The sequence below is a fragment of the Paenibacillus kribbensis genome (assembly GCF_001705305.1).
In the GTDB taxonomy this organism is placed as follows: Bacteria; Bacillota; Bacilli; order Paenibacillales; family Paenibacillaceae; genus Paenibacillus; species Paenibacillus kribbensis_B.
Window position 1 is genome coordinate 86,501 of record NZ_MCBP01000012.1, and the last position, 24,885, is coordinate 111,385.

24 protein-coding genes are annotated in these 24,885 nt (G+C 46.3%); 2 read left to right on the forward strand and 22 right to left on the reverse strand.

Going from position 1 to position 24,885, the window contains the following annotated elements:
• Positions 1-15: 15 nt before the first annotated feature.
• Complete coding sequence (locus tag BAZ21_RS20075; protein WP_068504478.1) at positions 16-882, reverse strand: VOC family protein; 867 nt, start codon at positions 880-882, stop codon at positions 16-18.
• A gap of 48 nt (positions 883-930) precedes the next feature.
• The gene (locus BAZ21_RS20080) at positions 931-1,344 is read right to left on the reverse strand and encodes a DoxX family protein (RefSeq protein ID WP_068504480.1); all 414 of its coding nucleotides are present in this window, start codon (positions 1,342-1,344) and stop codon (positions 931-933) included.
• A 267-nt stretch (positions 1,345-1,611) separates the two neighbouring features.
• On the opposite strand from BAZ21_RS20080, the gene BAZ21_RS20085 reads away from it, so the two are divergent.
• Positions 1,612-2,151, forward strand: coding sequence for a helix-turn-helix domain-containing protein (locus tag BAZ21_RS20085; protein WP_068504482.1), 540 nt, complete (start codon positions 1,612-1,614; stop codon positions 2,149-2,151).
• Positions 2,152-2,274: 123 nt separating this feature from the next.
• Here BAZ21_RS20085 and BAZ21_RS20090 read toward each other — a convergent pair whose 3' ends face one another.
• The 9 genes from BAZ21_RS20090 to BAZ21_RS20130 form a co-directional block, all read right to left on the reverse strand.
• A complete protein-coding gene (locus tag BAZ21_RS20090; protein WP_068504484.1) occupies positions 2,275-3,288 on the reverse strand; it encodes a stalk domain-containing protein in 1,014 nt (337 codons plus the stop codon).
• A gap of 39 nt (positions 3,289-3,327) precedes the next feature.
• Positions 3,328-4,446 (reverse strand): phosphodiester glycosidase family protein, encoded by a 1,119-nt coding sequence (locus BAZ21_RS20095; RefSeq protein WP_068504486.1) that lies wholly within the window; start codon positions 4,444-4,446, stop codon positions 3,328-3,330.
• A gap of 182 nt (positions 4,447-4,628) precedes the next feature.
• Positions 4,629-6,077 carry a potassium/proton antiporter gene (locus BAZ21_RS20100; RefSeq protein ID WP_068504488.1) on the reverse strand — a complete coding sequence of 483 codons (1,449 nt, stop codon included), beginning with the start codon at positions 6,075-6,077 and terminating at the stop codon, positions 4,629-4,631.
• A gap of 196 nt (positions 6,078-6,273) precedes the next feature.
• The gene (gene fumC, locus BAZ21_RS20105; RefSeq protein WP_068504491.1) at positions 6,274-7,662 is read right to left on the reverse strand and encodes a class II fumarate hydratase; all 1,389 of its coding nucleotides are present in this window, start codon (positions 7,660-7,662) and stop codon (positions 6,274-6,276) included.
• A gap of 160 nt (positions 7,663-7,822) precedes the next feature.
• Positions 7,823-9,367 carry a 2-isopropylmalate synthase gene (locus BAZ21_RS20110; protein WP_068504493.1) on the reverse strand — a complete coding sequence of 515 codons (1,545 nt, stop codon included), beginning with the start codon at positions 9,365-9,367 and terminating at the stop codon, positions 7,823-7,825.
• Positions 9,368-9,465: 98 nt separating this feature from the next.
• Positions 9,466-10,176, reverse strand: a complete 711-nt coding sequence (locus BAZ21_RS20115) for a FadR/GntR family transcriptional regulator (RefSeq protein WP_068504495.1) — start codon at positions 10,174-10,176, stop codon at positions 9,466-9,468.
• Positions 10,177-10,365: 189 nt separating this feature from the next.
• Positions 10,366-11,385 (reverse strand): aldose 1-epimerase, encoded by a 1,020-nt coding sequence (locus BAZ21_RS20120; protein ID WP_068504498.1) that lies wholly within the window; start codon positions 11,383-11,385, stop codon positions 10,366-10,368.
• Between the two features lie 137 nt (positions 11,386-11,522).
• The gene (locus BAZ21_RS20125) at positions 11,523-12,344 is read right to left on the reverse strand and encodes an MBL fold metallo-hydrolase (protein ID WP_068504499.1); all 822 of its coding nucleotides are present in this window, start codon (positions 12,342-12,344) and stop codon (positions 11,523-11,525) included.
• A gap of 125 nt (positions 12,345-12,469) precedes the next feature.
• Positions 12,470-12,766, reverse strand: coding sequence for a hypothetical protein (locus BAZ21_RS20130; protein ID WP_068504501.1), 297 nt, complete (start codon positions 12,764-12,766; stop codon positions 12,470-12,472).
• 162 nt (positions 12,767-12,928) lie between these two features.
• Between BAZ21_RS20130 and BAZ21_RS20135 the strand changes: the two genes are divergently transcribed.
• Complete coding sequence (locus BAZ21_RS20135; protein ID WP_068504503.1) at positions 12,929-14,161, forward strand: aminopeptidase; 1,233 nt, start codon at positions 12,929-12,931, stop codon at positions 14,159-14,161.
• Positions 14,162-14,236: 75 nt separating this feature from the next.
• Here the strand turns inward: BAZ21_RS20135 and BAZ21_RS20140 are convergent, their stop codons facing one another.
• From BAZ21_RS20140 to BAZ21_RS20190, 11 genes are all read right to left on the reverse strand, one after another.
• The gene (locus BAZ21_RS20140) at positions 14,237-14,728 is read right to left on the reverse strand and encodes a hypothetical protein (RefSeq protein WP_068504505.1); all 492 of its coding nucleotides are present in this window, start codon (positions 14,726-14,728) and stop codon (positions 14,237-14,239) included.
• 166 nt (positions 14,729-14,894) lie between these two features.
• Positions 14,895-16,013, reverse strand: a complete 1,119-nt coding sequence (locus tag BAZ21_RS20145; RefSeq protein ID WP_068504507.1) for a glycerol dehydrogenase — start codon at positions 16,011-16,013, stop codon at positions 14,895-14,897.
• Between the two features lie 36 nt (positions 16,014-16,049).
• Positions 16,050-17,060, reverse strand: a complete 1,011-nt coding sequence (bioB, locus tag BAZ21_RS20150) for a biotin synthase BioB (protein ID WP_068504508.1) — start codon at positions 17,058-17,060, stop codon at positions 16,050-16,052.
• A gap of 202 nt (positions 17,061-17,262) precedes the next feature.
• Complete coding sequence (locus BAZ21_RS20155; protein WP_176718183.1) at positions 17,263-18,564, reverse strand: hemolysin family protein; 1,302 nt, start codon at positions 18,562-18,564, stop codon at positions 17,263-17,265.
• Between the two features lie 389 nt (positions 18,565-18,953).
• The gene (gene gerQ / locus BAZ21_RS20160) at positions 18,954-19,409 is read right to left on the reverse strand and encodes a spore coat protein GerQ (protein WP_068504510.1); all 456 of its coding nucleotides are present in this window, start codon (positions 19,407-19,409) and stop codon (positions 18,954-18,956) included.
• Between the two features lie 52 nt (positions 19,410-19,461).
• A complete protein-coding gene (locus BAZ21_RS20165; RefSeq protein ID WP_068504512.1) occupies positions 19,462-19,884 on the reverse strand; it encodes a cell wall hydrolase in 423 nt (140 codons plus the stop codon).
• Positions 19,885-20,009: 125 nt separating this feature from the next.
• Positions 20,010-20,759, reverse strand: coding sequence for an SDR family NAD(P)-dependent oxidoreductase (locus BAZ21_RS20170; protein WP_068504514.1), 750 nt, complete (start codon positions 20,757-20,759; stop codon positions 20,010-20,012).
• 132 nt (positions 20,760-20,891) lie between these two features.
• Entirely contained in the window at positions 20,892-21,287 is a 396-nt protein-coding gene (locus BAZ21_RS20175) for a DUF2500 domain-containing protein (protein WP_010348196.1), read from the reverse strand.
• A gap of 189 nt (positions 21,288-21,476) precedes the next feature.
• On the reverse strand, positions 21,477-21,659 hold the full coding sequence (locus BAZ21_RS20180) for a hypothetical protein (RefSeq protein WP_068504517.1): 183 nt from the start codon (positions 21,657-21,659) through the stop codon (positions 21,477-21,479).
• Positions 21,660-21,856: 197 nt separating this feature from the next.
• Positions 21,857-23,107 (reverse strand): WD40/YVTN/BNR-like repeat-containing protein, encoded by a 1,251-nt coding sequence (locus tag BAZ21_RS20185; protein ID WP_068504519.1) that lies wholly within the window; start codon positions 23,105-23,107, stop codon positions 21,857-21,859.
• 165 nt (positions 23,108-23,272) lie between these two features.
• Positions 23,273-24,664, reverse strand: coding sequence for an amino acid permease (locus tag BAZ21_RS20190; protein ID WP_068504522.1), 1,392 nt, complete (start codon positions 24,662-24,664; stop codon positions 23,273-23,275).
• Positions 24,665-24,885 lie beyond the last annotated feature (221 nt).

Here is a 24,885-nt window from a genome sequence, read left to right on the forward strand (position 1 = left end):
TGTGCTTCTAATATATTATTCGTTCTGACCGCTCACCAGTTTAATGTTAATGCGGAACGGGTCAGCTACATACTTGGCACCATCTCGCTCTTGTACTGCATAGCCTGCTGCCACCAAACGAGCGACAATCCCACCCAATTCTTTCTGATCCGCCACAATCAATTCAAAATAATCCAGTCCGGCTGCGTTCTCAGGAGCCGGGGGTGCGCCTTCCCCTGCCCATATATTCAAGCCCATATGGTGGTGGTAACCTCCTGCAGAGATGAACATCGCCGAGGAGCCATACCGGGACGTAATGTCAAACCCAAGCACATCGCAATAAAATTGCTGTGCCTTGAGCAAATTAGACACATGAAAGTGAACATGCCCAATTACAGTTCCCTGCGGCAGTCCCTGCCAAGGTATGTTTTCGGAAATTGCTACTAAGTCTTCCGCATCCACTGGATCTGTTCCCATGATATAAAATCCATTGGTATCCTTTTTCCATTGATCGCGAGGACGATCTGCATAGATTTCAATTCCGTTATTATCGGGATCGTGGATATATAGTGCTTCACTTACATCATGGTCTCCCTGCCCGATTTCAATCTTATGAGCCAGCAGATTGCGCAAAGACAAACCCAGAGCTACGCGATTTGGGAGTAAAATTGCAAAGTGGTACAGTCCGGCTGCGGACTGGCGCGGAAGAATGACTGCATTTTCAATATATTTTAGGGTTAGTAGCGGATGCTCCCCGTCCACAGTTAATTCAGCAGTATCCGCCGTTTGACGTAGCAACTGAAAGCCAACGACCTCTGTATAAAATTGAATCGAGCGCTCCAGGTTACTAACCTTTAATGAAACCTGCCCGATTTTGGTATTGTCAGGAAGATGTGCTGTCATAGGATTTCCCTCTTTCTACATGGATTGAACGACTTGGCTAATCAGACATTATTGTTCTGTTGACGTACGACGGCTGAACAAAGAATCGAGAGACAAGCGGGTCGTCGGTGCAAAAACCAGATGAAGAGCTACCAGAATAAAAGCAATATCCAGCTCATACCCGGCACCTTGACCATTCCCCATCAACCCACCCGACAATTTGGCTGTAAAAATCGCACCGATCAAAACAATCACAAAAAGTGCGGATACATAACGAGTAAGCAGTCCGAGGATTAATGCAATCCCGCCGACCACCTCAATCACCGCAACGACATAACCTAAAAATCCTGGAACCCCAATGCTCGAAAACCAGCCTGCTACATTACCCAATCCCATTTGGAATTTAGCAATTCCGTGTGCCAAAAACAAAATCCCCAGCGCAACCCGCATAATTGTAGAAATGCTTCTGCTTGCTGAACTCATGTTTATCTCTCCATTCTGTTTGTTTTTCTGCACTCACAAGTGCATATAGATAATTAATTTATATTACTAATAATTTGTCTAAAAAATAATACTGTTCGGATCTATGCTGCAGCATATTGGTGTGAATCGCGCTCAAATTATTAGTAATAGGAATAATTATTTTGTAGTGTGAATTTATCATAAGAGACTGTAGTCTGTCAACAAAATATTTGGTATGATAAATATTAAATTAGTATACATTATATTTTTTTAAAGGAGGAAAGCTATATGGGTATAGGATGCAACATAAGAGCTGCACGTAAACGTAAAAATTTATCCATTCAGCAAATTTGTGAACGAACCGGACTATCTCAAGGATTCATGAGCCAGGTGGAAAACAATAAAACCTCTCCTTCCATTGCTACACTGGACAGCATCGCTAGTGCGCTTAAGGTCCCTCTTGCTTTTCTGCTTCTTAAAGAAGAGGAACGAATGCAGGTGACTCGCAAAGACGAGCGTCGTAAAACGGTGTATGGTAAAAGCAACCTTCAGGTCGACCATTTAGGTGGTCAGGGTAACATTAAAATGATGCTGGTGGACATGCCGCCGGGCTCATCAACAGAAGAAGAGCATGCTCATGCGGGAGATGAAATTCATTATATTTTGGAGGGCACGGTGTATGTAGAGCAAGGTGAGGATTCAGTTACCCTCGAAGCGGGAGATTCCTTTAGCTGGAGAGCTGCCATTCCCCATTATGTCAAAAACGTGGGAGATAACAACGCTCGCATTCTGATCTCCATGTTTCTCGAAGCAGAAAATGACGCTTAATAAAAGCTTGAGCATAACGCAATATGAATCGCAAATTTCATTAAAAAAAGCGTGTACCAGGAAGTTAAATTAACTTCAACGATACACGCTTTTTGTATGTTTTCATTCAGTCTGACTCTTAATTTATTCCATCGCCTGCTGAGCATCTGTCCGCGATTCCCATGGCAGCTTGAAGCTTTTCATGATCTGTTTGGTATCAGCTGCGAGTCCAGTAATCGGATCACCTACAGTACCCAGCAGCTCATCTTTGCGCTCCACAGTGATGCGTCCCAAAAAGGTGCTGCTGCTATCCCCCCACCCAGTAGTGAACTTATAGGTCAGCGGCTTATTCAATTTAGGATAAGTTCCCCACTGACTTTTGGCTTTGTTTTTCAAAAAAAGCTCCAGCGGATCGTATTCCATCGTAAAATTTTTATCAAAGGGGGCTCCCACATACCCTTGATAGGTAACAAGCGGAAAACCGTCCTTCACTTCAACCAGACTCAGCACATCCCCATTCACAGTAAAATACCGTAATGCTTCACCTTGGGGGAACATATAGACACTAGACAGAAGCTCGGTGTTGGGAAAATGGGCTTCGATATAAGGATGGACAGAACGTCTGTCTAAACGGATTAAAGCTTCACGCGCTGTCACTAGATCCCCCTTGTATATTTGTTCTTTTATTTCTCCATGGATCGGCGGCTGTACCTGTATCTGTGTGTTGGTCTTTTCCAACGTATAACCTAATTCAAGCGATACATCTCTCAACGGTATATAGAGCTCTTTGCCCAGCACCTCATAGGTAAGTTGTTGCTGATCCTTACGTGATCGTTCCTTGAGCTGCACGGGTTCTGCCCACTTTTTTAGCATAACCAGCTTCTTTTTAGCATTCCACTGATAGGTCGCACCCACTGCATCGGCAAAAGGTTTAAGCGGAACCATCAGCTTTCCGTTAATCAACACAGGTTTGGTCTTTGAATTTAATGGCTGTCCGCTGACGACTACATTCGTTAACTGTGTCGATTGGTTTGATTGAGTCGCTGAGGCTTCATGTCCAGCAGCTGCGACAACCCCCTGCTGCATAGTCATAAGGAGTATGGGTAGCGTAAACAAGGCGGCAAGCAATCGTTGAAATCTTCCTCGATTTAGCTTCATCATCAGTCTCCGTTCAATTTCATGGACTTTAATCAGGATCTATCTCTTTTTGGCTGCGTCAATGTCCGTAGGATTTAGACCTGCCCAGATGTTCGGGATATTTACGGTTTCCGGATGTTCAAATACGAGAAACGCTGTCGGCAAATACCGTTCGCCGTATTCGGAAGAAGGTTTATTGACAATGGCGTGATCCTTAACGAGCACGGTCGATGATCCACCATCCAGATTAGCACCGATAATCGCTCCGTGTTTCAGTAAAATATTTTGCATATCGTACAAATTAGCACCGATGCTGTAACCCGGCTGACGCCCGTCAACTGTCACAAAAATAATCGCGCCGTCAGCTCTTTGCCCCATTGCGGTACGGGGAGCAATTCCCCACCCTTCACTGGCATTGCGAATCAGACCTTTACCATTCACGATTAAACGGGGCTGAAAAGTGACTGCCTCCTGCACATTCATTTTGGACAATTCAGACAGCGAATAATGACCGGCAATCATTTTCCCCTGTTTATCAATACCTACGATTTGGACAGACGCATTTTTACCCATATCATTGTAGTAGATCTGACCCTGGGAAATGACAACGCCGATCGGTTTAAAGCCATTCCCGTTCCAGTTGGGATCGGCAAATCCGCCGCCATTTACGCCAGCAACAGCCCCTAAGCGCTCTACCATGCTGGACACCCGTTCTCCCCTGCCAACCGTGGCAGGAATCCCGAGTCTGATTTTAGTGGGGTCATGCACAGTCATCACGTAGCCATGATAATTCCGGCCCGATACCTCCTCCACTTCAACCAACGGCGTTTGTTGCAACTTGGTCGATATCAGAGGCAGCTTGATCGTATGTCTATCCTTCTCCTCACCCATCTGCTCAAAACGAGCCGAATATTCGGCCACACGTTTTTGCGCCTCCGCTTCACCGATAAAATATTTCGCCCAGTGGCGATGCTGTGTAGTAATCAGCGTATCCGCAGCCAAATAGCGCATGTCCTTGCCGGAAGGGGTTAAAAATAACCATGCCCCGCCCCCTATTCCTGCTAGCAGTAATACTATAAAAAGTCGCAGCACAAAGCGGCCGAATCTACCTTTTCGTTTCTTCTTTTTATTTTTCTGCCTGCGAGCTGCTGCACGCTGTGGCAAGATTTCCGGTTTCATTCAACATCTCTCCTGTTATGGTGACTTCAATCTTTAAGATTCACTGTTATCTATTATACAGCAACATCTAACGACAATATCATAATCTAAATTTGTAGATTGATAGTGTCAATTTTTTAACAGATTCATCCACCCTGTAACATCACACAGCAAAAAGCCCTCCACACGGATGTGAAGGACTATTATCGAAGCATAAACAGTTCTTTCATCTGCTGTCGCTTGAGCTTAGGACTAAGCACATACAACGTGTCCCCCGGTTCAATCACAGTCGTGCCTCTTGGGGCGATAATTTGCTCGTTTCGAATAATGGCGGTAAATAAAATGTCATCAGGCAGCTGCATATCCTGGATCACCTTGCCTGTAATTGACATTCCCTTTTGCACCTGAATATGATTGATTTCCGAAGTAGTTTTCCCCAGAGAAACCAACTCCAGCAGTGAAGGGGACGACGTCTCGTTAGGGTCCATCAAGCCAAGCTTCACTGCCAGCCACGAAATAGTTGTGCCTTGAATTATTGCAGAGGTAAGCACGACGAAAAATACAACATTAAAAAACATGGGCCCTACATCCATCTCATCCAGCAGAGGATAGGTGGCCAGTACAATAGGAACCGCTCCTCGTAGCCCTGCCCAGGATAACAACGTCTTTTCGCGTACTGAGTACCTGGAGAAAAGCAAGCTCAGAAAGACGCCAATCGGACGAGCTATCAGCATCAGGATAAAGGAAAGCCCCAAACTTTGCCATGCAGTGCCCAGCAGCTGATCGGGGAAAACCAGCAGTCCGAGCAGGACAAACATCATAATCTGCACCATCCAGGCGAAGCCATTGTTAAAATGAATAATGGACCGCTTGTAGGTCAAGTCGGAGTTACCCAGCACGATGGCCATGACATATACCGCCAGCAGCCCGCTTGCTTCCAGCAAGGAGGCCGCCGCATACGTCAAGACCGCAAATGCCAGGGCCATCACTGGATACAGGCCGGATGACTCAAAATTCATTTTATTAATGACATATACGCCTAAGCGTCCAAGTGCAAAACCAATAACCAGACCAAAGCCCATTTCCCATAAAAACAATAAAATATGTATCCAAATGGATTGCTCAGGGTGATGGATCAGCTCAATCAACGTAACTGTAAGGAATACAGCCATCGGGTCATTGCTGCCGGATTCCGCTTCGAGCGTAGAGGTAATTCGTTTCTTGATATTTTTACCACCCAAAACGGAAAACACAGCCGCTGCATCCGTCGATCCGACAATAGCGCCGAACAGCATAGATTCCATCCAGCCTACGCCTAAAATAAACTTGGCACAGACGCCAACAACTACAGTCGTAATAACGACCCCAAGCGTTGATAATGACAACGCAGGTCGAATAACCGGCCTAATATCTGCAAACTTCGTCTGCATCCCGCCTTCAAACAAGATCACAATCAGTGCGAGAATACCCACCAGCTGCGTAATAAAGGCATTATCAAAATAAATAAACTGACTGAGCACCATGCCAACGGCAATAAACAAAACAAGCGCAGGCATACCGAAACGATTGGAAAATTTAGTGGTTAGAACACCGACCAGCAGTAAGCCGGATAGCAAAAGCACAATAAAATTAATAACGGTTGTTTGTTCCATGCGGCTTCTCCTATCTTGAAAATAGATGTTCATTTTTCGCCTTCTATCTATATACCCTCAAATCATGCAGAATACTAATTTCTGATCAAAAAATGTTTAGAAATCGAAAAAATCCAGCTCACGATCTGTGCTAAAATAGCACTCCATGAGCTGGATGTATGTTTTTTATAGACTTAGCTGCGACACGCGTCGCGTTTTAGGCTTTAGGCTGAATCATTTGAGCCGGTACGACATATTGGTCGAACTGCTCCTCGGTCAGCAGGCCGCTACGAAGAGCCGCTTCTTTTAGAGACAATCCCTCCGCGTGGGCAAGCTTGGCAATTTTGGCGGCATTCTCATATCCGATATATGGATTCAATGCCGTCACCAGCATCAGCGAATTGTTCAAATTGTGCTCAATTTTAGCGAGATCCGGCTCGATGCCGATTGCACAGTTATCATTAAAGGCCACAATGGAATCGGCTAGCAGATTCACGGACTGCAGGAAATTATAAATAATAACCGGCTTAAACACGTTCAGCTCAAAATTCCCCTGACTGGCAGCAAAGCCGATCGCTGCATCATTACCCATGACCTGCGTAACGACCATCGTCAGCGCCTCGCTCTGAGTCGGATTCACCTTGCCCGGCATGATCGAGCTGCCTGGCTCGTTAGCAGGAATCGTAATTTCACCCAAGCCACTGCGTGGACCACTTGCCAGCCAGCGGACATCATTGGCGATCTTCATCAGGTCGGCGGCAAGCGCTTTGATTGCACCGTGTACGGCTACAACTTCATCATGGCTGGTGAGTGCATGAAACTTGTTCGGTGCAGAAGTGAACGTTTTGCCAGTGATGCTGGAAATTTCGGCAGAGGTCCGGGTACCGAACTCTGGATGGGCGTTAATACCTGTACCTACGGCAGTACCACCAATCGCCAGCTCCTTCATATATTGAACCGTGTCGATGATCATTCGCTTGCTCTTGTCCAGCATGGCAGTCCAGCCACTGATTTCCTGACCCAGTGTAAGCGGCGTTGCATCCTGTAGATGAGTCCGTCCGATTTTAATAATATCCTTAAATTGCTCTGACTTTTGTTGGAAGGTTTCTTTCAGCTTGTCAATGGCAGGCAGCAAGCGCTCCTCAACTGCAATGACGCCCGCCACATGAAGCGCCGTGGGAAACGTATCATTTGAGCTTTGCGACATATTCACATCGTCATTGGGATGCAGCTTCGCATCTTTTCCCTGCTCTTGCAACCATTGGCTTCCCAGATGAGCAATGACTTCGTTCACATTCATATTGGACTGCGTACCGCTCCCCGTCTGCCATACAACCAGCGGGAAATGGTCATCGACTTGTCCAGCGAGAATTTCATCTGCTGCGTAAATAATGGCGTCCTGCTTTTCCTGTGACAGCTTGCTCAGCTTATAGTTGCTGATCGCTGCGCTCTTTTTAAGCACCGCAAACGCCTGAATAACCTCTAATGGCATTTTCTCCGAACCAATCGGGAAATTTTCTTTGCTTCGCTGTGTTTGCGCGCCCCATAGACGGTCTGCCGGTACCTTGATTTCGCCCAACGTATCCTTTTCGATGCGGTAGTTCAACTCATTTCCTCCTCTTGGCCTATGTAATTCAGACAAAATATCATGATCTTCTTTGCCTATTATACATTATATTTCAAATGATATCATTTATTTTGTAAGCGTTTTTTTACAATAAAGCCGGAGGAGGAAAAGAATATCAGCTACCCGTCTGTTCTCCAAATCAGCTAATGGTGATATTGCCTCTGGCATAGGCTTTTTTTCTGCCCAACAGCTTGTTCAGTGCATCGATATAGGCTTTAGCACTAGCTTCCAGAATATCTGTACTTGTACCTCTTCCGCGAGTTGTGTACTCTCCTTGCCTCAGAACGACATGTACTTCCCCCTGTGCATCCTTGCCATACGTTACAGACTGGATTGAATAATCCTCCAACTCCACCTCTTCACCACTCGCCTTATCTATAGCGTTGAAAATAGCGTCTACGGAACCGTTACCCATCGCTACTTCATCAATTGCGGTTCCGTCTTGCTTGCTCAACCGAATAGATGCTACCGGAACTGATTGATTGCCATAGGATACTTGAATGGAGTCCAGGGTGAAAATCCGTGAAGAGACATCGCGGCTTTCGTCCATCAGGACAAGCAGATCTTCATCCAGCACCTGTTTTTTCTTGTCGGTCAAAGCTTTGAATTTGTGGAACGCCTCCTGAAGCTGCTCCTCTGTAAGAGCATCAAATCCCATGTCCGCCAGCTTTTCTTTAAACGCATGTCGACCCGAATGCTTGCCCAGCACAAGCTTACTCGTCTTCACACCAATGCGCTCGGGCGAGACAATCTCGTACGTTGTACGCTCCTTAAGCATACCGTCCTGGTGGATACCGGACTCATGCGAGAAAGCATTGGCTCCAACGATGGCCTTGTTTCCGGGGACAAACATTCCTGTGCGTTTGCTTACCAGCCGACTGGTAGTATACAGCTCCTCCAGCACCAGACTTGTATGTGCCTGATATAGCTCCGTTCGGGTATCAAGCGCCAGTACAACCTCCTCGATCGGTGTATTTCCTGCCCGCTCACCGATGCCATTGATGGTCCCTTCAAATTGGTCTACACCGTTACGGATAGCCGCCAGTGTGTTGGCTGTAGCCATTCCAAGATCATCATGACAATGTGTGCTAAGCTGTATTTTTTCGATGTTGGGCACTTGCTGTTTGACGACCCTGAACATTTCACCGAACTGATCGGGCGAGGCATAGCCCACCGTATCCGGCAGATTGACGACTGTCGCCCCAGCGCGAATCGCCATATCCACGACCTCACAAATAAAGTCCAGCTCGGTACGACTGGCATCCTCTGCCGAAAATTCTACCTTGCAAAAATATTTGCGCCCATAACGAATGGCAGCGGCAGCGGTCTCTAATACCTTCTCCTTATCCATTCGCAGCTTATGTTGGCGGTGAATAGGTGAGGTGGCCAGGAACAAATGAAGACAGGCATCCTCGGCTCCCCGCAGCGCCTCTCTCACCGCATCAATATCCTGTTCTTTGGAGCGTGCAAAACCAACCAGTGTGGCCTGGGTAACCTGTTTGGCAATCTCCTGCATGCTGGATATCTCACCAGGCGAGGTAGCCGGAAAACCGGTCTCAATCCGATCTACGCCCAACTTTTGAAGCTGAAGGGCAATCTCCACCTTTTCTGTGCTGGTCAGGCTAACACCCGGTGATTGTTCCCCATCTCTTAATGTTGTGTCCAACACCCATATTTTGCGCATACAGATACCACCTTTGCTTTAGTTTTAGGAGATGCTCAAAAAATAGGTTTACAGATCGCTTCATTCATCTGATCATCAGATGTTTAAAATTAAAAAAATTATGAACTAGCCATAAGCTTTTGCAGCTCCAGCTTGGTACCGTCCAAATGTTGAATGCTATACAGCTCGGCAGCCTTACCATCCTGATCCCGGATCGCTTCATATATTTTCTCATGCTGTAATGTAAAATGATTTTGCATTGCCGGATCGGTAACGAGATTGTTCAGCGCCTTTCGAATCGCCTCTACAAAGCTGCGATATACGTCTGTAAGCACTTTATTGCGTGTAGCCCCGGCAACAGCCAAGTGAAAAGTGATATCCGCAGCCAGATACCCGTTCATATCTCCAGCGGCCAATGTCGCTGCACGACGGTCCAGTGCCTCCCGCATCAAGCGTAAATCCTCGTCATTACGGCGTAAGGCAGCCAATCTGGCAATCTCCAGCTCCAATACACTCCGCACCTCATAAACCTCGATGATTTCAGCGCGGCTTAGACGGTAATCCAATGGTTCCTGAGAGGTCGTCGGTTGGCAGACAAAGGTTCCATGTCCTTGTTTTTTCTCTAATAGACCGGCATGCACCAGAACGCTAACCGCTTCACGTACTGTGGATCGACCAACCCCAAAGAGCTTCATGAGCTCAGGCTCTGTTGGAATCCTTGTACCTACGCTCCATTCACCGGCTGTTATTTTTCGCTGCAACTGTTCAGCCACTTCATCGGCAATTTGCTTGCGTTTGACGGCTTGAAAAGGCACCATATCATCATTCATCTGATCATCTCCTGTTTCGTATCATACTATGACCACTTCACGTTTTGCAACTGTTTTTCAATCCCCTTCTGCACCAGGCTACTGTCCTGGCACCCGCCAGCTTCAGCTTTATGTCCACCCAAATAAAGCCTACACCGTCAGACACGATGCAGGCTTATTTCGATACAATATTATTTCGATACAATAAGGCTAGGATTTCGAATTATTAGGTGTAACACAATACAGACGGCTGGTTGTTTCAAAAATATGACCCGGCGCCAGTGCAATCAATCCGATGTCTTCCGCAGACAAATCCGTACGATTCGGTGCATTGATCATGTTCATTTGCGGCTCAGGACAAATAAATTCCTTGTTCGCTTTGTTGTTCCAGATCATCCAATGCTTATAGGCTGTGCCTACATCATATACGAGGGTAGCACCTGTCTTGCTGTGTGACAGCTCCATGTAGTTGCGTCCATTTTGCGGAACTGCCGTGTAATGATTATCCATAGAAGCAAAATAAGGACTAACTCCCGTCGTCTTCAGCAGTTCCTCTTCCGGTGATAAAGGCTGGAACTGTCCGGTGGCCAGCAACCGTTCCGTCAGCTCACGACGCTCTCCGATCGTGACCTTAATCTTGTAATCCTCAGGCGAGCTATCGGGTACGAACGGAACCCGAATCGCCGTGTGAAAGGCAAACAAGTTGGGAATCGGTTGATCTCCCTCGTTATGGATCACATAACGCTGATGGAGGCCAAATTCATCCAGGCTGTACGTCAACTTCATGGTAAAGGTAAACGGCAAGTATCGGAACATGGGATGCCCTTCCCTGACATGCTGATTCATTACCACATAGCTGCCCTGCTCCCCGGAACCGTAATCCTCAACCTCCCACCGAACGGTGTGTAAAAAGCCGTGCAAATGATTATGGGTCTTCTCTTCATTAATCGGCAGCTCATATGTAACTCCATTCCACAGGAATTTCCCGTCCTCATACCGATTCGGAGGATACAAAAAAGGAATTCCGTAGACCGACGGGTTTTGTTTAAAAGCACCTATGCTGTCGGCATCCGGCTCACGCAAAAAAGAATATCCCGTTTCATTGTCACGAAAAGAAATCAGATTCGCACCGTTTCCCGGCAAGGCTACCGCTTCATACCGCCCAAATTTAAGACGAATGGCGGGGATTCCGTAATAAAGATCACCAATTGCAGCATGCTGTTGTGTCATCAAAAATCCTCCTTGATGAAATGACGATGATTAATGAAAGCGTTTTGCTTTTGGCTTGACTATACCATGCTCAGCAAAAAAATTCCACGTCAACACAAAAAAACGACGCCTCGCAAGACATCGTCCTTTTCACATTGTTACACATAACGCCCCTGTTTGGGTACAGCTATGCGCTCAAAATCAGCGGCCAGCCGCTCCAGCTGATTTCTTAACTTAGTTCCACGCATGTAATGACCGTGCCCTGTAACTGCAACCTCAGGTTTTAGACCGGCCAGCATTACCACTGAGCGCTGCGCAGCCTGCCAATCTGTCGTAAAATACGCAGGCGGCCCGTGTATTTCTTTTTCCTGTGAAATTTCTTTTTCCTGTAAAATAACAGTCAGTGCCGATTCCTGCTTCACCGTAATAAAAGCGTCTCCAGCCACCAGCAGCCGTCTTCGCTCATGAAAAAGCGATACATGACCAGGTGTATGTCCTGGCGTATGCAGCCACTTCCAACCGGGAGCACCAGGGACACTGCCATCCTGAGGCAAGGGAGCAATGCGATCATCGAGATCTATAGCATCATTGGGGTACAGAAAAGAAATACCCGACAGCAAACCTCCACCCACACTGGGATCAGGTTTCTGATAATCCTTCATTCCCGTCAAATAAGGCAATTCCAGCGGATGTGCATAAACAGGCGCCCCCCAATGCTGTACCAGCTCAATAACAGAGCCTACATGATCAAAATGACCATGAGTAAGCACAATAGCAATCGGAGGACCCGTGAACCGTTCCTCAGCCTGGCGAATAATCGAATCTGTAAATCCTGTCATCCCCGTATCCACCAGCACCCAGGATCGGCTTCCCGGCTCCCCGATAAAACACATATTTACAAACAGCGTCCGTAAGCTCAAGAGATCGGGAGCAGCCTCTTCATTTGCCGTCATTCCTTCGGTGAACAGATGATTTGCCAAAGCGTCACCCTCCTATTCACATGGAATTTCCTGTTATTATCGACCTATAGGCTTCCCCCATGTCAGCAGATTATGCGGACACTGCTAAATATAATCCGCTTGTCACGAAAATAGACCTGTTTACGTTACTCGGGTAATTTGCTCCAAGCCGCATCCAGCAAATAATCGAACAAATCATCATTTTCTTCAATCCAGCTATCCATCTCCAGCATTTCTTCCTCTACCCGCGATTCCCCCGCAAAATGAAGACTGTAGTCCCATTCCTTCCCCCTTTTACTGTGGAAGGTAATTTCATATACAGACTGATGTCCATTTACTCCAAATACGACTTGGCCTAAATAAACACCGTTTTCATCTCTCGTCATCTGTGCCTGTTGAATATGTACTTCCTTCACTTCCTGAGGTGAATTTTGCTCTGTCATTCATTGATCCGCCCTTTCATTTTTACAAAAATGTACCAAAACTAATTTGAGAACCTTTTCGTTACATTGTACAATATATAAGCTATGCGTAGAATTTGCAAAAAAACTGTGCAAGCGACCCAAGCCTGTTTAAGGCTTTTTCGTGAAATGGAGGAATGTAACATGTCAGATTTTCAACAAAAATTGCAAAAATATGCCGAATTAGCCGTTCGAGTGGGCGTCAATGTCCAGCCTGGACAGACCCTCATCGTTCATGCTCCCATCTTGTCCGCCGAACTCGTGCGACTGATTGTCAAATCAGCCTATACGGTCGGGGCCAAGCTGGTTAAAGTAAAATGGAGCGATGAGACCATCACCCGGTTACAGTATGAACTGGCTCCTGACGAAACTTTTAATATCCCTCCCAAATGGTACGCGGCCGAAATGACGGAAGAGGCCGAAAACGGCGCAGCGGTACTCCATGTCATTGCAGAAAATCCGGATTTGCTTCAAGGCATTCCTTCCAGCCGAATTACTGCCGCTCAGCGGGTGCGGTCACATGAGTTGCGTCAATACCGTGAATATCAAATGGCCGACAAATTCAGTTGGTCTCTGGTAGCTTATCCTTCTGCAGAGTGGGCTGCCAAAGTATTCCCGAATCTGCCTGCTTCCGAGCAAATGGAACAGCTGTGGGACGCTATTTTCAGCACCGTGCGTGTGGATCTGAACAATCCTGTGGAAGCGTGGAATGAGCATTTGAAAACCCTTTCCAGCAAATCCGATATTTTAAACGCCAAACGCTATAAAAAACTTCATTATTTAGCCCCAGGAACCGACCTCACCATCGAGTTGGCCAAGGATCACCTCTGGGTAGCTGCTGAAAGCGTCAATCAACAGGGACATACCTTCGTAGCCAACATGCCTACCGAAGAAGTATTTACAGCTCCACTTAAAACAGGAGTGAACGGCAAAGTCAGCAGTACCAAACCACTTAGCTACAGTGGCAATATTATCGACAAATTTTCGTTGACCTTTGAAAATGGACGCATTGTCGATGTACAGGCTGAAACAGGATTGGAGACTCTTCAGCATCTCGTAGAAATGGATGAAGGCTCCCACTACTTGGGTGAGGTTGCTCTCGTACCTCACAAGTCACCTATCTCTGACAAAAATATTTTGTTTTATAATACGTTGTTTGATGAAAATGCATCCAACCACCTGGCGATTGGCAATGCCTATGCATTTAACATTAAGGGCGGCAAGAACATGACTCCGGAGGAGCTGGCTGCGAGCGGTCTGAATTCCAGTCTGACACATGTCGACTTTATGATTGGTTCAGGTGAAATGGACATTAATGGTGTTACCGAGGACGGCACGGAGGAGCCTATCTTCCGTAAAGGAAATTGGGCGATCTAAAATGACAAAAAAAGGCTCTCGCCGCTTCATGCGGGGGAGCCTTTTTACTTCTGAGCAGGTGATGTCACAAATATTTTATAGTGTATTAAGCCACTGATTTACAGCAATTCCAAATACAATTTGTACCACGCTGATGATGAAGAAGACGATAAAGCAGCTTACGACTCCTCGTTTGGTGCTTTGATGCATGGATAAAGATGATTTCACATAAAACATACTGCCCAAGATTCCTAAGCACACACCCAAGATTCCCGCAAATAGCCAGCCGATAGCCAAGCTGAGTGTGACAAAGGCCCAGCTCCAGCCGGGAACTTTGCTCACAGGAACATAAGGTTGATTGGACCCGAGATACACACCATCCACGGCCAAATCCGCTTTGTTGCCGATGACCACAACATTCACAGCTTTATTATTCAATTTGATTGGAAAATCAATCAAATTCAAAAATGCATTCTGGCTTTTAACTTTTTGCTCGCTCCCATTCACAATGATTTTGCCGCCACTCAGGCCACGCTTGTACTCAATACTATATTGAGTCCCGTTGTCTTCCACATTCCATTTTGCCATTGTTAAACTCCTCTCAAGTTTTAGGTAAGCCGCAGAGGCACTACCGGCATTTCCTGATTATGTATCAATAAGATCATAACATAAGTTACAAGTTAAATAATGGAAAAAAGACCGCTTGTCAGCGGCCTTTGCGTTCATTTATATTATAAAAGTTAGTTTTTTTAGGTTAGTTCTTATATCCAATTTTAGCCTTATAAGCCTGTGAATACTGATCAGCAGCTAAAATCGCATCCAGTACATCATCCGCTGTAACGGCAAATGGCAGATTGTGAGCGGTTTCGTCTTCTTTCGTGGCCGCCTGAGCTACCCGGTACAAATCCTCGCGTGAAGCTTCCTGAAGCTTCACGTCTTCCAGCGTTACGGGCAGATCCAGCTTTAGATAAAAGTCGATATATCGTTCCACCTCGGTCAGAGGTCTTTGCTCCAGGGCAAGCTGAACCAAGGTGCCAAAAGCTACCTTCTGACCATGCGTCAGGTGATGAATGTCCCCTTCCAGCACGGTAAAACCATTGTGAATCGCATGTGCGCCTGCCAAGCCACCGCTTTCAAAACCTAAACCGCTCAGTAGTGTATTGGCTTCCACCACCGCTTCCAGCGCAGGTGTGACGACTTTACGCTTTACAGATTCGTAAGCCTGCAGTCCGTAATCGAAAAGAACCTCCTCGCACTTGGACGCAATGGCTTCGGCTGCCAAGGTTGGCAAACCGCCAGCCATGGTCGTTGCACGAGCTTCGATGACTGCACGAGCTTCAATCCACGTTGCCATAGCATCTGCAATACCTGAGGAGAGGAATAGTGGCGGTGCTTGGGAAATGACCTTCGTATCGACCAGGATCAAACTTGGATTTTTACTAAAAAAGGAATACGTATCAAACGCACCTTCATCCGTGTACAAGACAGATAGCGCACTGGTCGGTGCATCCGTGGAAGCAGTCGTAGGAATAATCACAACCGAGGAACCGAGTAGTTCATTAACGGCTTTGGCGGTATCCAGCGTTTTGCCACCACCAACACCGATGACAATATCAACCTTACCGCTTCGTCCCTGATCAGCAATACGGTTCACTTCATTTTTCGACGCTTCTCCTTGAAATTCAACCTTTACCGCCGCAATCCCCGCCTGCTCCAGGCTTTTGACTACCCGGTCGGCTGCGATGCCCCAAACCAGCTTATCTGCAATAACCAGGGCAGTATGGCCTAATGGCTTGACATACTCACCCGTTTTATCAATCACGTTTTTCCCTTGCACATATTTACCTGGACTAATAAATACTTTTTCGCTCATCGTTCAACTCTCCTTTCAAGTTTTGTACAACTCTTATTATACGGCGGAAAGGGCACACATCTCAATTTCAAACCCGAGATCTTCAATCATTTGATGATCAGCAGTGACCTCTTGCCCTTCTGTCGTCAAATAATCCCCTACAAAAATAGAATTAGCTGCATATAGAGATAGAGGTTGTAGTGAGCGTAAATTCAGCTCCCGACCGCCTGCAACACGTATCTCTTTGGATGGACAAATGAACCGGAACAATGCCAGTACCTTTAACGCTCGGATTGGCGATACACGCTTTGCTCCTTCCAGCGGGGTTCCGGGAATCGGATTCAGAAAATTAACCGGAATCGAATCAGCATCAAGTTCCCGCAAGGCATAGGCCATTTCAACGATTTCCTCATTCATTTCCTCCATACCGATAATAACGCCAGAGCATGGAGACATTCCGTGAGACTGAGCTATTTTAACAGTTTCGATCCGTTGATCGTATGTATGTGTGGTAGTAATGGACGGATAGTTGTTCTTGCTCGTATTTAAATTATGGTTATAACGATGTACCCCAGCCTCTGCCAGCCTTTGGGCCTGATCTCCCTTGAGAATCCCCAGGCAAGCACAAATTTTGAGTGGCATGGTACGGGTAATTTCCTGCACAGCCTCAATCACCTGATCCAGCTCTCGATCCGTTGGACCTTTGCCAGAGGCGACAATGCAATACGTCCCTGCTTTCCGTGCCATCGCTTCACGCGCCCCAGCCAGCAGAGATTCCTTGTCCAGCATACTGTACTTACTAACAGGCGCCGTGGATACAATAGATTGCGAGCAATAGCCACAATCCTCCGGGCACAGGCCGCTTTTGGCGTTCATGATCATGTTAAGCTTAACCTTTTTGCCGTAAAAGTGATGCCGTACCCGGAACGCAGCTTGCATAATGGGCAATATGTCCTCATCGTCCGCTTCCAATATCGCGATGCCTTCCTCTATTGTCAGCCTGCTGCCGTCGATCGCTTTATCTGCCAACGACGAGTACCACTCTAATCCCTTATTGAATAATTCCATACTTCATACCTCCATTATTTTGATCATGAAAAATCATAAAATGCACAGGATAAATTAAATTCATCTTTCGATTGTCAACTTTGTATATTTTATTTTGGTTGACAATAACACGAACAATCATATCAATTCATATCCTTTCTGTAAAGAAGGCAAATTAAAAAGCGACCCCATATCGTTCAAGGTCGCTTTCAAGGTTATTTTATTATGAGACTCCTGCTTCCTCCACGATGACAGGTTGCTTTATCAGCCGAATACGTGAAATCCGCTTATTTTCAACTTCCTCAACAACAAACATACATCCTTCAAACACGACAGACTGACCCGGCTGTGGAGGAATAACCTCAACATGTGAGTATAACCAGCCTCCTACCGTATCATAATCCTCATGATCAAGTTCCAGTCCAAAGCGATCGTTCACTTCATCAATTAATAGCATACCGTCAATGGAAAATTCCTCGTCATTAATCTGCTCACAGCCAGGACGTTCCTGATCGAACTCATCCTGAATTTCACCTACGATTTCTTCCATAATGTCTTCCAGCGTTACCATACCCGATGTCCCGCCATATTCATCAATCAAGATCGCAATCTGCGTCTTGCTACGCTGTATGCGCTTAAGCAGGTCACTAATTTGTGTAGATTCAGGAACAGCCAGAATCGGCCGAATCATCGTACGGGTATCCAGTGTGTTAGCCCGCAGAAGGTCCTTAATGTGGATAAAGCCAATGATATGGTCCTTATCTTCGGCGCAGATTGGATAACGGGTTCTCATGCTTTCCGTCGCAATCCTGAGATTTTCCTCTCTGGACTCATTGCTGTACAAGCAGATCATCTCGGTACGCGGAATCATAATTTCCCTGGCGGTCGTATCGGCAAAATCAAATATATTATCAACAAGCGCCAATTCCGTATTGTCAATTAGTCCGCTCTTATTGCTTTCTTTCATCAGAATGCGTATTTCATCTCCCGTATGCGCGGAATCGTCATATTCGGATACCGGCTCCATACGGAATAAACGCAACAGGCTGTTCGCCATTCCATTCAACACCCAGATGAACGGATACATCAGCTTGTAAAACCAAGTCATCAGCATGGCTGAATACAGCGTAATGGTTTCAGATTTACGAATCGCTATCGTCTTGGGCGCCAATTCACCCAGCACAATATGCAAAATCGTAATGACAATAAATGCAATGACCACGGCAGTTCCGTGCACATATACCGCTCCCAATCCGGCGGCAGTAAATACAGGTTCGATCAAATGTGCGATGGCCGGCTCTCCGATCCACCCCAGTCCCAGCGATGCTAGTGTAATGCCCAACTGGCAGGCTGACAGATATGCATCCAAATTGCGTAGCATATTGGCAGCGTACACGGCCTTTTTGTTGCCCGCCTCCACCAATGTTTCAATACGGCTGCTTCTGACCTTGACCATGGCAAATTCCGCAGATACAAAAAAACCATTCAATAATACTAATGCAAAAACAATAATCAAGTTAAACATACTCGGTAAAGGGTCACTCAATATGCTCCCCATCAGCCGTCATTACGGCAGACAGGCGCACCTCCTTCGGATAATTTCATCATAGACAGAACGATAACACATCATAAGCAGCGTCAACTTCCCAACACGTTCACTCCTTCCGGCTTCTAAAAGCATTTTTCCGCATGATTAAATAGATTTTTATCAGCTTATATTCAATTATATAACTATACTCTATACAGTCAAACCACAAGCAATGTCAGAAAAATTAGTTTCCCCTGTTATTTAGGTCAAAAAGCTTCATTTTTCGCCTCTTACCACAAAGGAAGCAACTATATTTGAGAAAGATTATAAACAAAATACATCCCCTGCCTTCAGGCAGAGGATGCAGACTCATATATATAAAGGCATCAGCGAACCGGGGATACGCCCGGATTCCCGATGACGCCGGGATATTGATACAGTAAAGGCTCATCAAAAGTAGCATAGTCCAGATTAACCATCAGTAACACTGTCCGCTTGCCCGTAGCCGGATCACTGATAATAATGTGGTCACGACCCGCTGCTTCCAGAATACCTTTGAATATTTTTGCATTCCATTCCCGGTTATTTTCATACGTCATATAAAAGGTACCTGTTTTACCCAAGTTCAAGCGCAAAATATTTTCAATATATGATTGCTCAAACTGTGGAGTCTGACTCTGTACCACCATACCAGCCGGTGTCATCGCGCTACCGCTGTTAACCTGAGGGGGGAAGGTGCTGATGGGCTGCATGGTTCCGACTGGATTCATCCCTCTGGGCCATTCGGGATACCCGCCACCGGCAGGATAAGAGACAGGGCGATAGGCTTGCTGTGAAATCATGTAAATTCCTCCTAAAATGGTTTTAAATCATCCAAACTCACGTTGAAGCGCTCTAATAGACGGCAGGACAATCCTGTACGGAAGGGATAAAAAAACAGTGCGCTTTGAAGCGCCCGGAATTGACCTGGTTATACCAGGTATCTGGACAGTCTCCGGCAGGTCTGAAAAACCACAATGCATTCGAAGCCGGGCGTATTTTTTCCCCATTAATGACACGCTGGGCAAGACGAATGTCACGGTCACGGGCTCTTTGATAAAAGTACCCCTTTTGGGTAGCTTCAAATCCGCCTGGACTTTGAAAGACCATGTCGTTCATGAGGCGAATTCCCTGAAAATCCAGACAGTTGGCCAAAATCCTATTTACTCCGACATTGCCAACCATGAGCATCCCCTGCTCTCCTTCTCCTTCGGCCTCTGCCCGCATAAGTCGGGCAAGTGTTCTTACATCCCCTGAGTTGACATTAATAACAGCCAACGCGTCCCCTCCTCGTTCTTCATCACATACCGTATCGTATGGTACAAATGCCCAATAGGTGACAGTTTCAAAAAAACAAATAAAAAAAATAGCCCCCAAATTAGGAACTACTTATTCGGTCAGTATTAGGGCTCATAAATCATTTTGCGCGTCATGCCACCATCTACCACCAGATTTGTACCTGTTACAAAATCATTACCAGGTTGGGTCAAATACAGACAGGCCCGTGCGATGTCTTTAGGAGTCCCCACGCGTCCAGACGGATGCTGCCGATGGTCTTCTGCACGCAGTTGCCCGTAATCCCCGGTTTCAATCCACCCTGGACTGATGCAATTGACCTGGATCCCATCCTTTCCTAGGGATATGGCCATCGCATGTGTAAGGGCCGCAATGGCGCCTTTGGACGCCGCATAGGCTTCTGTATCTGGCTCCGACATAAAGGCCCGTGTAGAGGTCATATTGACCACTGATCCACCCTCCGGATTTCGTTTCATCACCTTGGCCGCTTCCCGTGTCGCAATAAAACAGCTGCGTACGTTCGTATTCAAAATGTCATCCCATTCTGCTACCGTTAACTCATACGGAGACTTCCATTTAGACACACCTGCGTTGTTGATCAGTGTATGAATAGTACCGTATTCTTCCTCCGTGGTACGAATTAGCATTACAATATCTTCTTCTTTCCGCACATCACAAGGAATAAAAATGGCCTGATATCCTTCATTTCGTGCCGCTGCAGCGGCGGCCGCACCCTCTTCCTCATTGTGGTCCGCAAATACGACTTTGGCACCCTGTGCAGCGTAGGCAAAAGCGACCTCTTTCCCGATTCCATGCGCCGCTCCTGTTACAATAACAACTTGTCCTTCAAATGACACGACTCATTCCTCCCTCTAAACTCTTTACTAGTATATATGTACCAAAATGTGCTGTAAAAGAAACACTCACAGCCCCCTACCCTGTTGCATCGCAGAAGGCCGTGAATGATCCAATGAGGGAATAGGCTGTGATCACATTTTAACCTGTTCCAGGCTATAGCGATTCAGACGTTGAAATCCGATATATCGTGTTCCCTGAAAGGTAAGCCGTCCCTCATCCCCTTCGGCACATTGACCGTATTCTTCTCCGGTTACCTTAAACTCCATCCGATCGCCGCTCTCCACCTCAAAGGTTAAGTAATAGAAAGTATAGGTACGAGTCCCTTGCTCCTCCTGCCGTCTCTGCTGGAGATGTGTCCTTCTGGCCGTAATTCGGGAACCGACTGTCAATACAGGCTGCCTCTTATTTCGGCTCCACTCCATGACTTCTCTGCCCGCAGACAACACGACAATGCCTAACACGACTACGAAAAAAACGGGCAGTACCGTACCCAGCCAATCGAACATCCATAATGACTCAAATCCCATGCACCGCACTCCTCTCCGCCAGGCATTCCACAGGGAACCCGCCGGGCATCCTCACATGACCTAAGCTTTCCGTAATAGTATATGTAGGTTCCTGCCCAAATTTGATAGCAACTCCTTAAGAACGCCAAGAGCCTCCACGGAATGATCCGGGAGGCTCAAGATATGGCGATATCAGAATGGTGCATCGATTTACACATGTACAAGCTGGAGATAATGTTGCGTCTCATCTAAAACTTCATGATCTTCGGCTTCAGCGTAACGCTCTGCACACTGCTTGCAGTCCTCTTCAGTCGTGCAGCCATAGGCATCCTGACAAGTGTAACAAAATTGAAGGTAGTATTGGGTTAACATATGATCCTGATTCGCTCTCATGATTATCACTCCTATCGTTGTTTACAGGTTTAGTATAACAGCGGCTCACCAGTTAGATTGTGATTATTTTCACATATTGTCGTATAAAATTTAAATTTTTTAAAAATAAAACGCCCCACGCCTTTTCCCTGAGTCTGCATGTCTTTTGGGAACCTGCAAAGTTAGGAAAAAAGCCCAGGGCGATTACCATTATAAGGTTATAGAATTCTCCAGTTTGCGCCGCCGTCCGTCGTTTTCAGCAATAGTGATTTCTTATCATCCAGACGCTCCAAAAGCAGCCAGCCTACCGAAGATGAAGCAAAACGGAGCTTGACTGATCGAGGGTAATCTTTTAGCTTCGAAGCCAGTACTTTGTTGCCTGTGAGACTTTTCCACGTCTTTCCCCCATCCAACGTGCGACTCATTCCGGTTTGGGTTATGATCCAGCCTTCCTTTTCGTTTAGGAAGGTACGCCCAGGGATAATAGAATTACTTTTGCTGCTCAGGCCCAAAGACACAGCATTCCATTGTGTGCCTGCATCAGCAGTAAACAGCCCGCTATATTTTGTGCCGTTATCTCCGTAGCAAAGGACTGGAACCCAATACGAGGAGCTGCTTCCTTGAAGAGACTGTTGAGCTTCTGCCTGGACCTGTGGGCAACCCTGCAATCTATTAACTGCCGGAGTCCAGGTTTCCCCTTGATTCGAAGTTCTATACAGTTTAATACTGGTATCGAGATTGATTGCAACAAAACCCTCATTGCCGGAAGAAAAACTCATACCCGCTACACTGCCCTGATCGGGCAGCCCCGAGCCTGGTACACTGGATGTCATACCGGAACTCTGCGCAACCTTTTTCCAGGTGGCTCCCCCGTCCGTGGTGTGATACAACAATTTTTGCTGATCCTGCTCATTCAGGTTTACATATGCCATGATCCAGCCTGTAGACGGATTCACATATTGAATTGAACTCACATATTCCCCGTTTGGCAGTGCTGACACATCCCAGCTCTGTCCTCCATCAGCCGTTCGGAGAATAACGGTTGCTGTTTTGTCCAAATTTTGACGGACAACCCAACCGTGACGGGAATCAGTGAAGCTAATGTCCTTTCCATATTCAAGCTTGTCTTGAAATTGAACATTTTCGGAAGGAGAAATATTATTCCAGGTCTTTCCTCCATCATGCGTATAGTAAAGTCGAAACTCATTGCGGGTAACTCCCCAAACCAAGCCTTTATTGTTATCGATCAAATGAAAATCGGCTATTCGCGTCTGTACTACATATTTGGCGTTTGGATCGCCCAACTTTGGAGTTAAAGGTGGATTAATCGTGATCGTCTGTCCCTGGTCATCTGGTTCTTCTACCGGGGGTTTGGTTACAGTTTTTGGGGGTTCAGAAGAGCAGGCAGTCAACAGAATGCCAGTCAACAGCATTATTCCCCCCAGGAGCGCACGCCAGCGCAGTTTCATATATAAAAATCCTCCCTCAATGGCATGCGGTAATCCCGTGCCAAAAGCTTATCTGAAACAAAATTATAACATAAACGACCTTATGTGACACTTTTCGCGGTCATGACAAAAAAAACCGGACCTGCACTTCAATGCAGAAATCCGGCTTTTTCCATAATCATTCGATCAAGATTTACGATTCAACAAACTTTTGTGATATCCATAAAAGAAGTAAATCAGCAGCCCGAGCAGGAGCCACACGAGGAATCCGATCCACGTGCTAATATGAAGCTGGAGCATCAGACCGATACACACGAGAGCACTCAAAATCGGAATCAACGGAACCCAGGGCACGACAAATCCTCTTTTCAAATCCGGCCGTTTCTTACGAAGAACGATAACTCCCACCGATACTACTGCAAAAGCGAACAGGGTTCCAATACTCGTCAGATTGGTCAGTGCATGTAATGGAAACAATCCACTCGCCAAGGCGATAATGCTGCCGACCAGCCAGGTGCTTCGGACCGGTGTTTGAGTTTTGGCGTTTACTTTAGATAAAAATAGCGGTAAAAGCCCATCGCGTGACATGGAGAAAATTAACCGTGTCTGACCATACAGCAGCACCAGCAGCACAGTAGTCATCCCTGCAATCGCACCGACTGAAATCAATCCTGCCACAAAGTCCTGATGAATAAAACGTAGGGCAAACGCAACAGGATCGCTTACCCCCAGCTGCGTGTAAGGCACCATTCCTGTTAATACGACCGAAACCGCTATATACAGTACCGTACAGATCGCCAACGAAGAAATAATGCCAATTGGCATGGTCCGCTGCGGATTACGTACCTCTTCGGCTGCAGTTGAGATCGCATCGAAGCCCAGATAAGCGAAAAATACGATGGCTGCTGCACTTAGAACACCGGAAAATCCATAAGGCAAAAATGGCGTCCAGTTGGCAGGTTTAACATAAAAGATTCCGATTCCAATAAATAGCAGTACAACTCCGACTTTGACACAAACCATTATAAAATTGAATCGAACGGTCTCCCTTGCCCCAAGACTCAGCAATAGCGTGATTAACATAATGATGCACACGGCAGGCAGATCAATAATGGTCCCCTTGGCCGAATCGAAGGCTGCGGTTAGAGCAAGGGGCAGATGTATATCGAACCCTGCCAGCAAGCCTTGAAAATAAGCAGACCAGCCACTGCTTACAGAGGCGGCCGCCACTCCGTATTCCAGAATCAAGTCCCAGCCCAGCACCCAGGCCAGAATCTCTCCAAATACAATATAACTATATGCATAAGCACTGCCCGCTGCGGGGACTGTAGATGAAAGTTCCGCATAACACAAAGCAGCCAGCACACAGGCAATCCCTGCAATTACAAAAGAGAGCATCAAACCGGGACCTGCATTTTCTGCTGCTGCCTTGCCAGTGATAACAAAAATCCCGGTACCGATGATACAACCTACACCCAGCATAGTAAGGTCAAAGGCGCTCATCGTTCTCTTTAGCTGTCCTGTAGATCCGCTTTCCTCATGCGAGAGTAGTCCTGTTTTTTTTCGAAATAAGTCCATATCCATGATCCTCTTTCCCTAATTTCATACGTTAATATCGCTGCTGCAACGCTTTAGTGCATGTTCCTAGCATTCGATTAATTATTGGCGAGTCCCGCATTGAAGTCAAGGAGAAATGTCATATTTTTTTGCAGTGGAGTACACATATACGGTAAACTAAGTTGGAAAGATAAATTTTAAATGATTATTCTAAAATGAAAAGGTATTCAACCCGAGAAGGA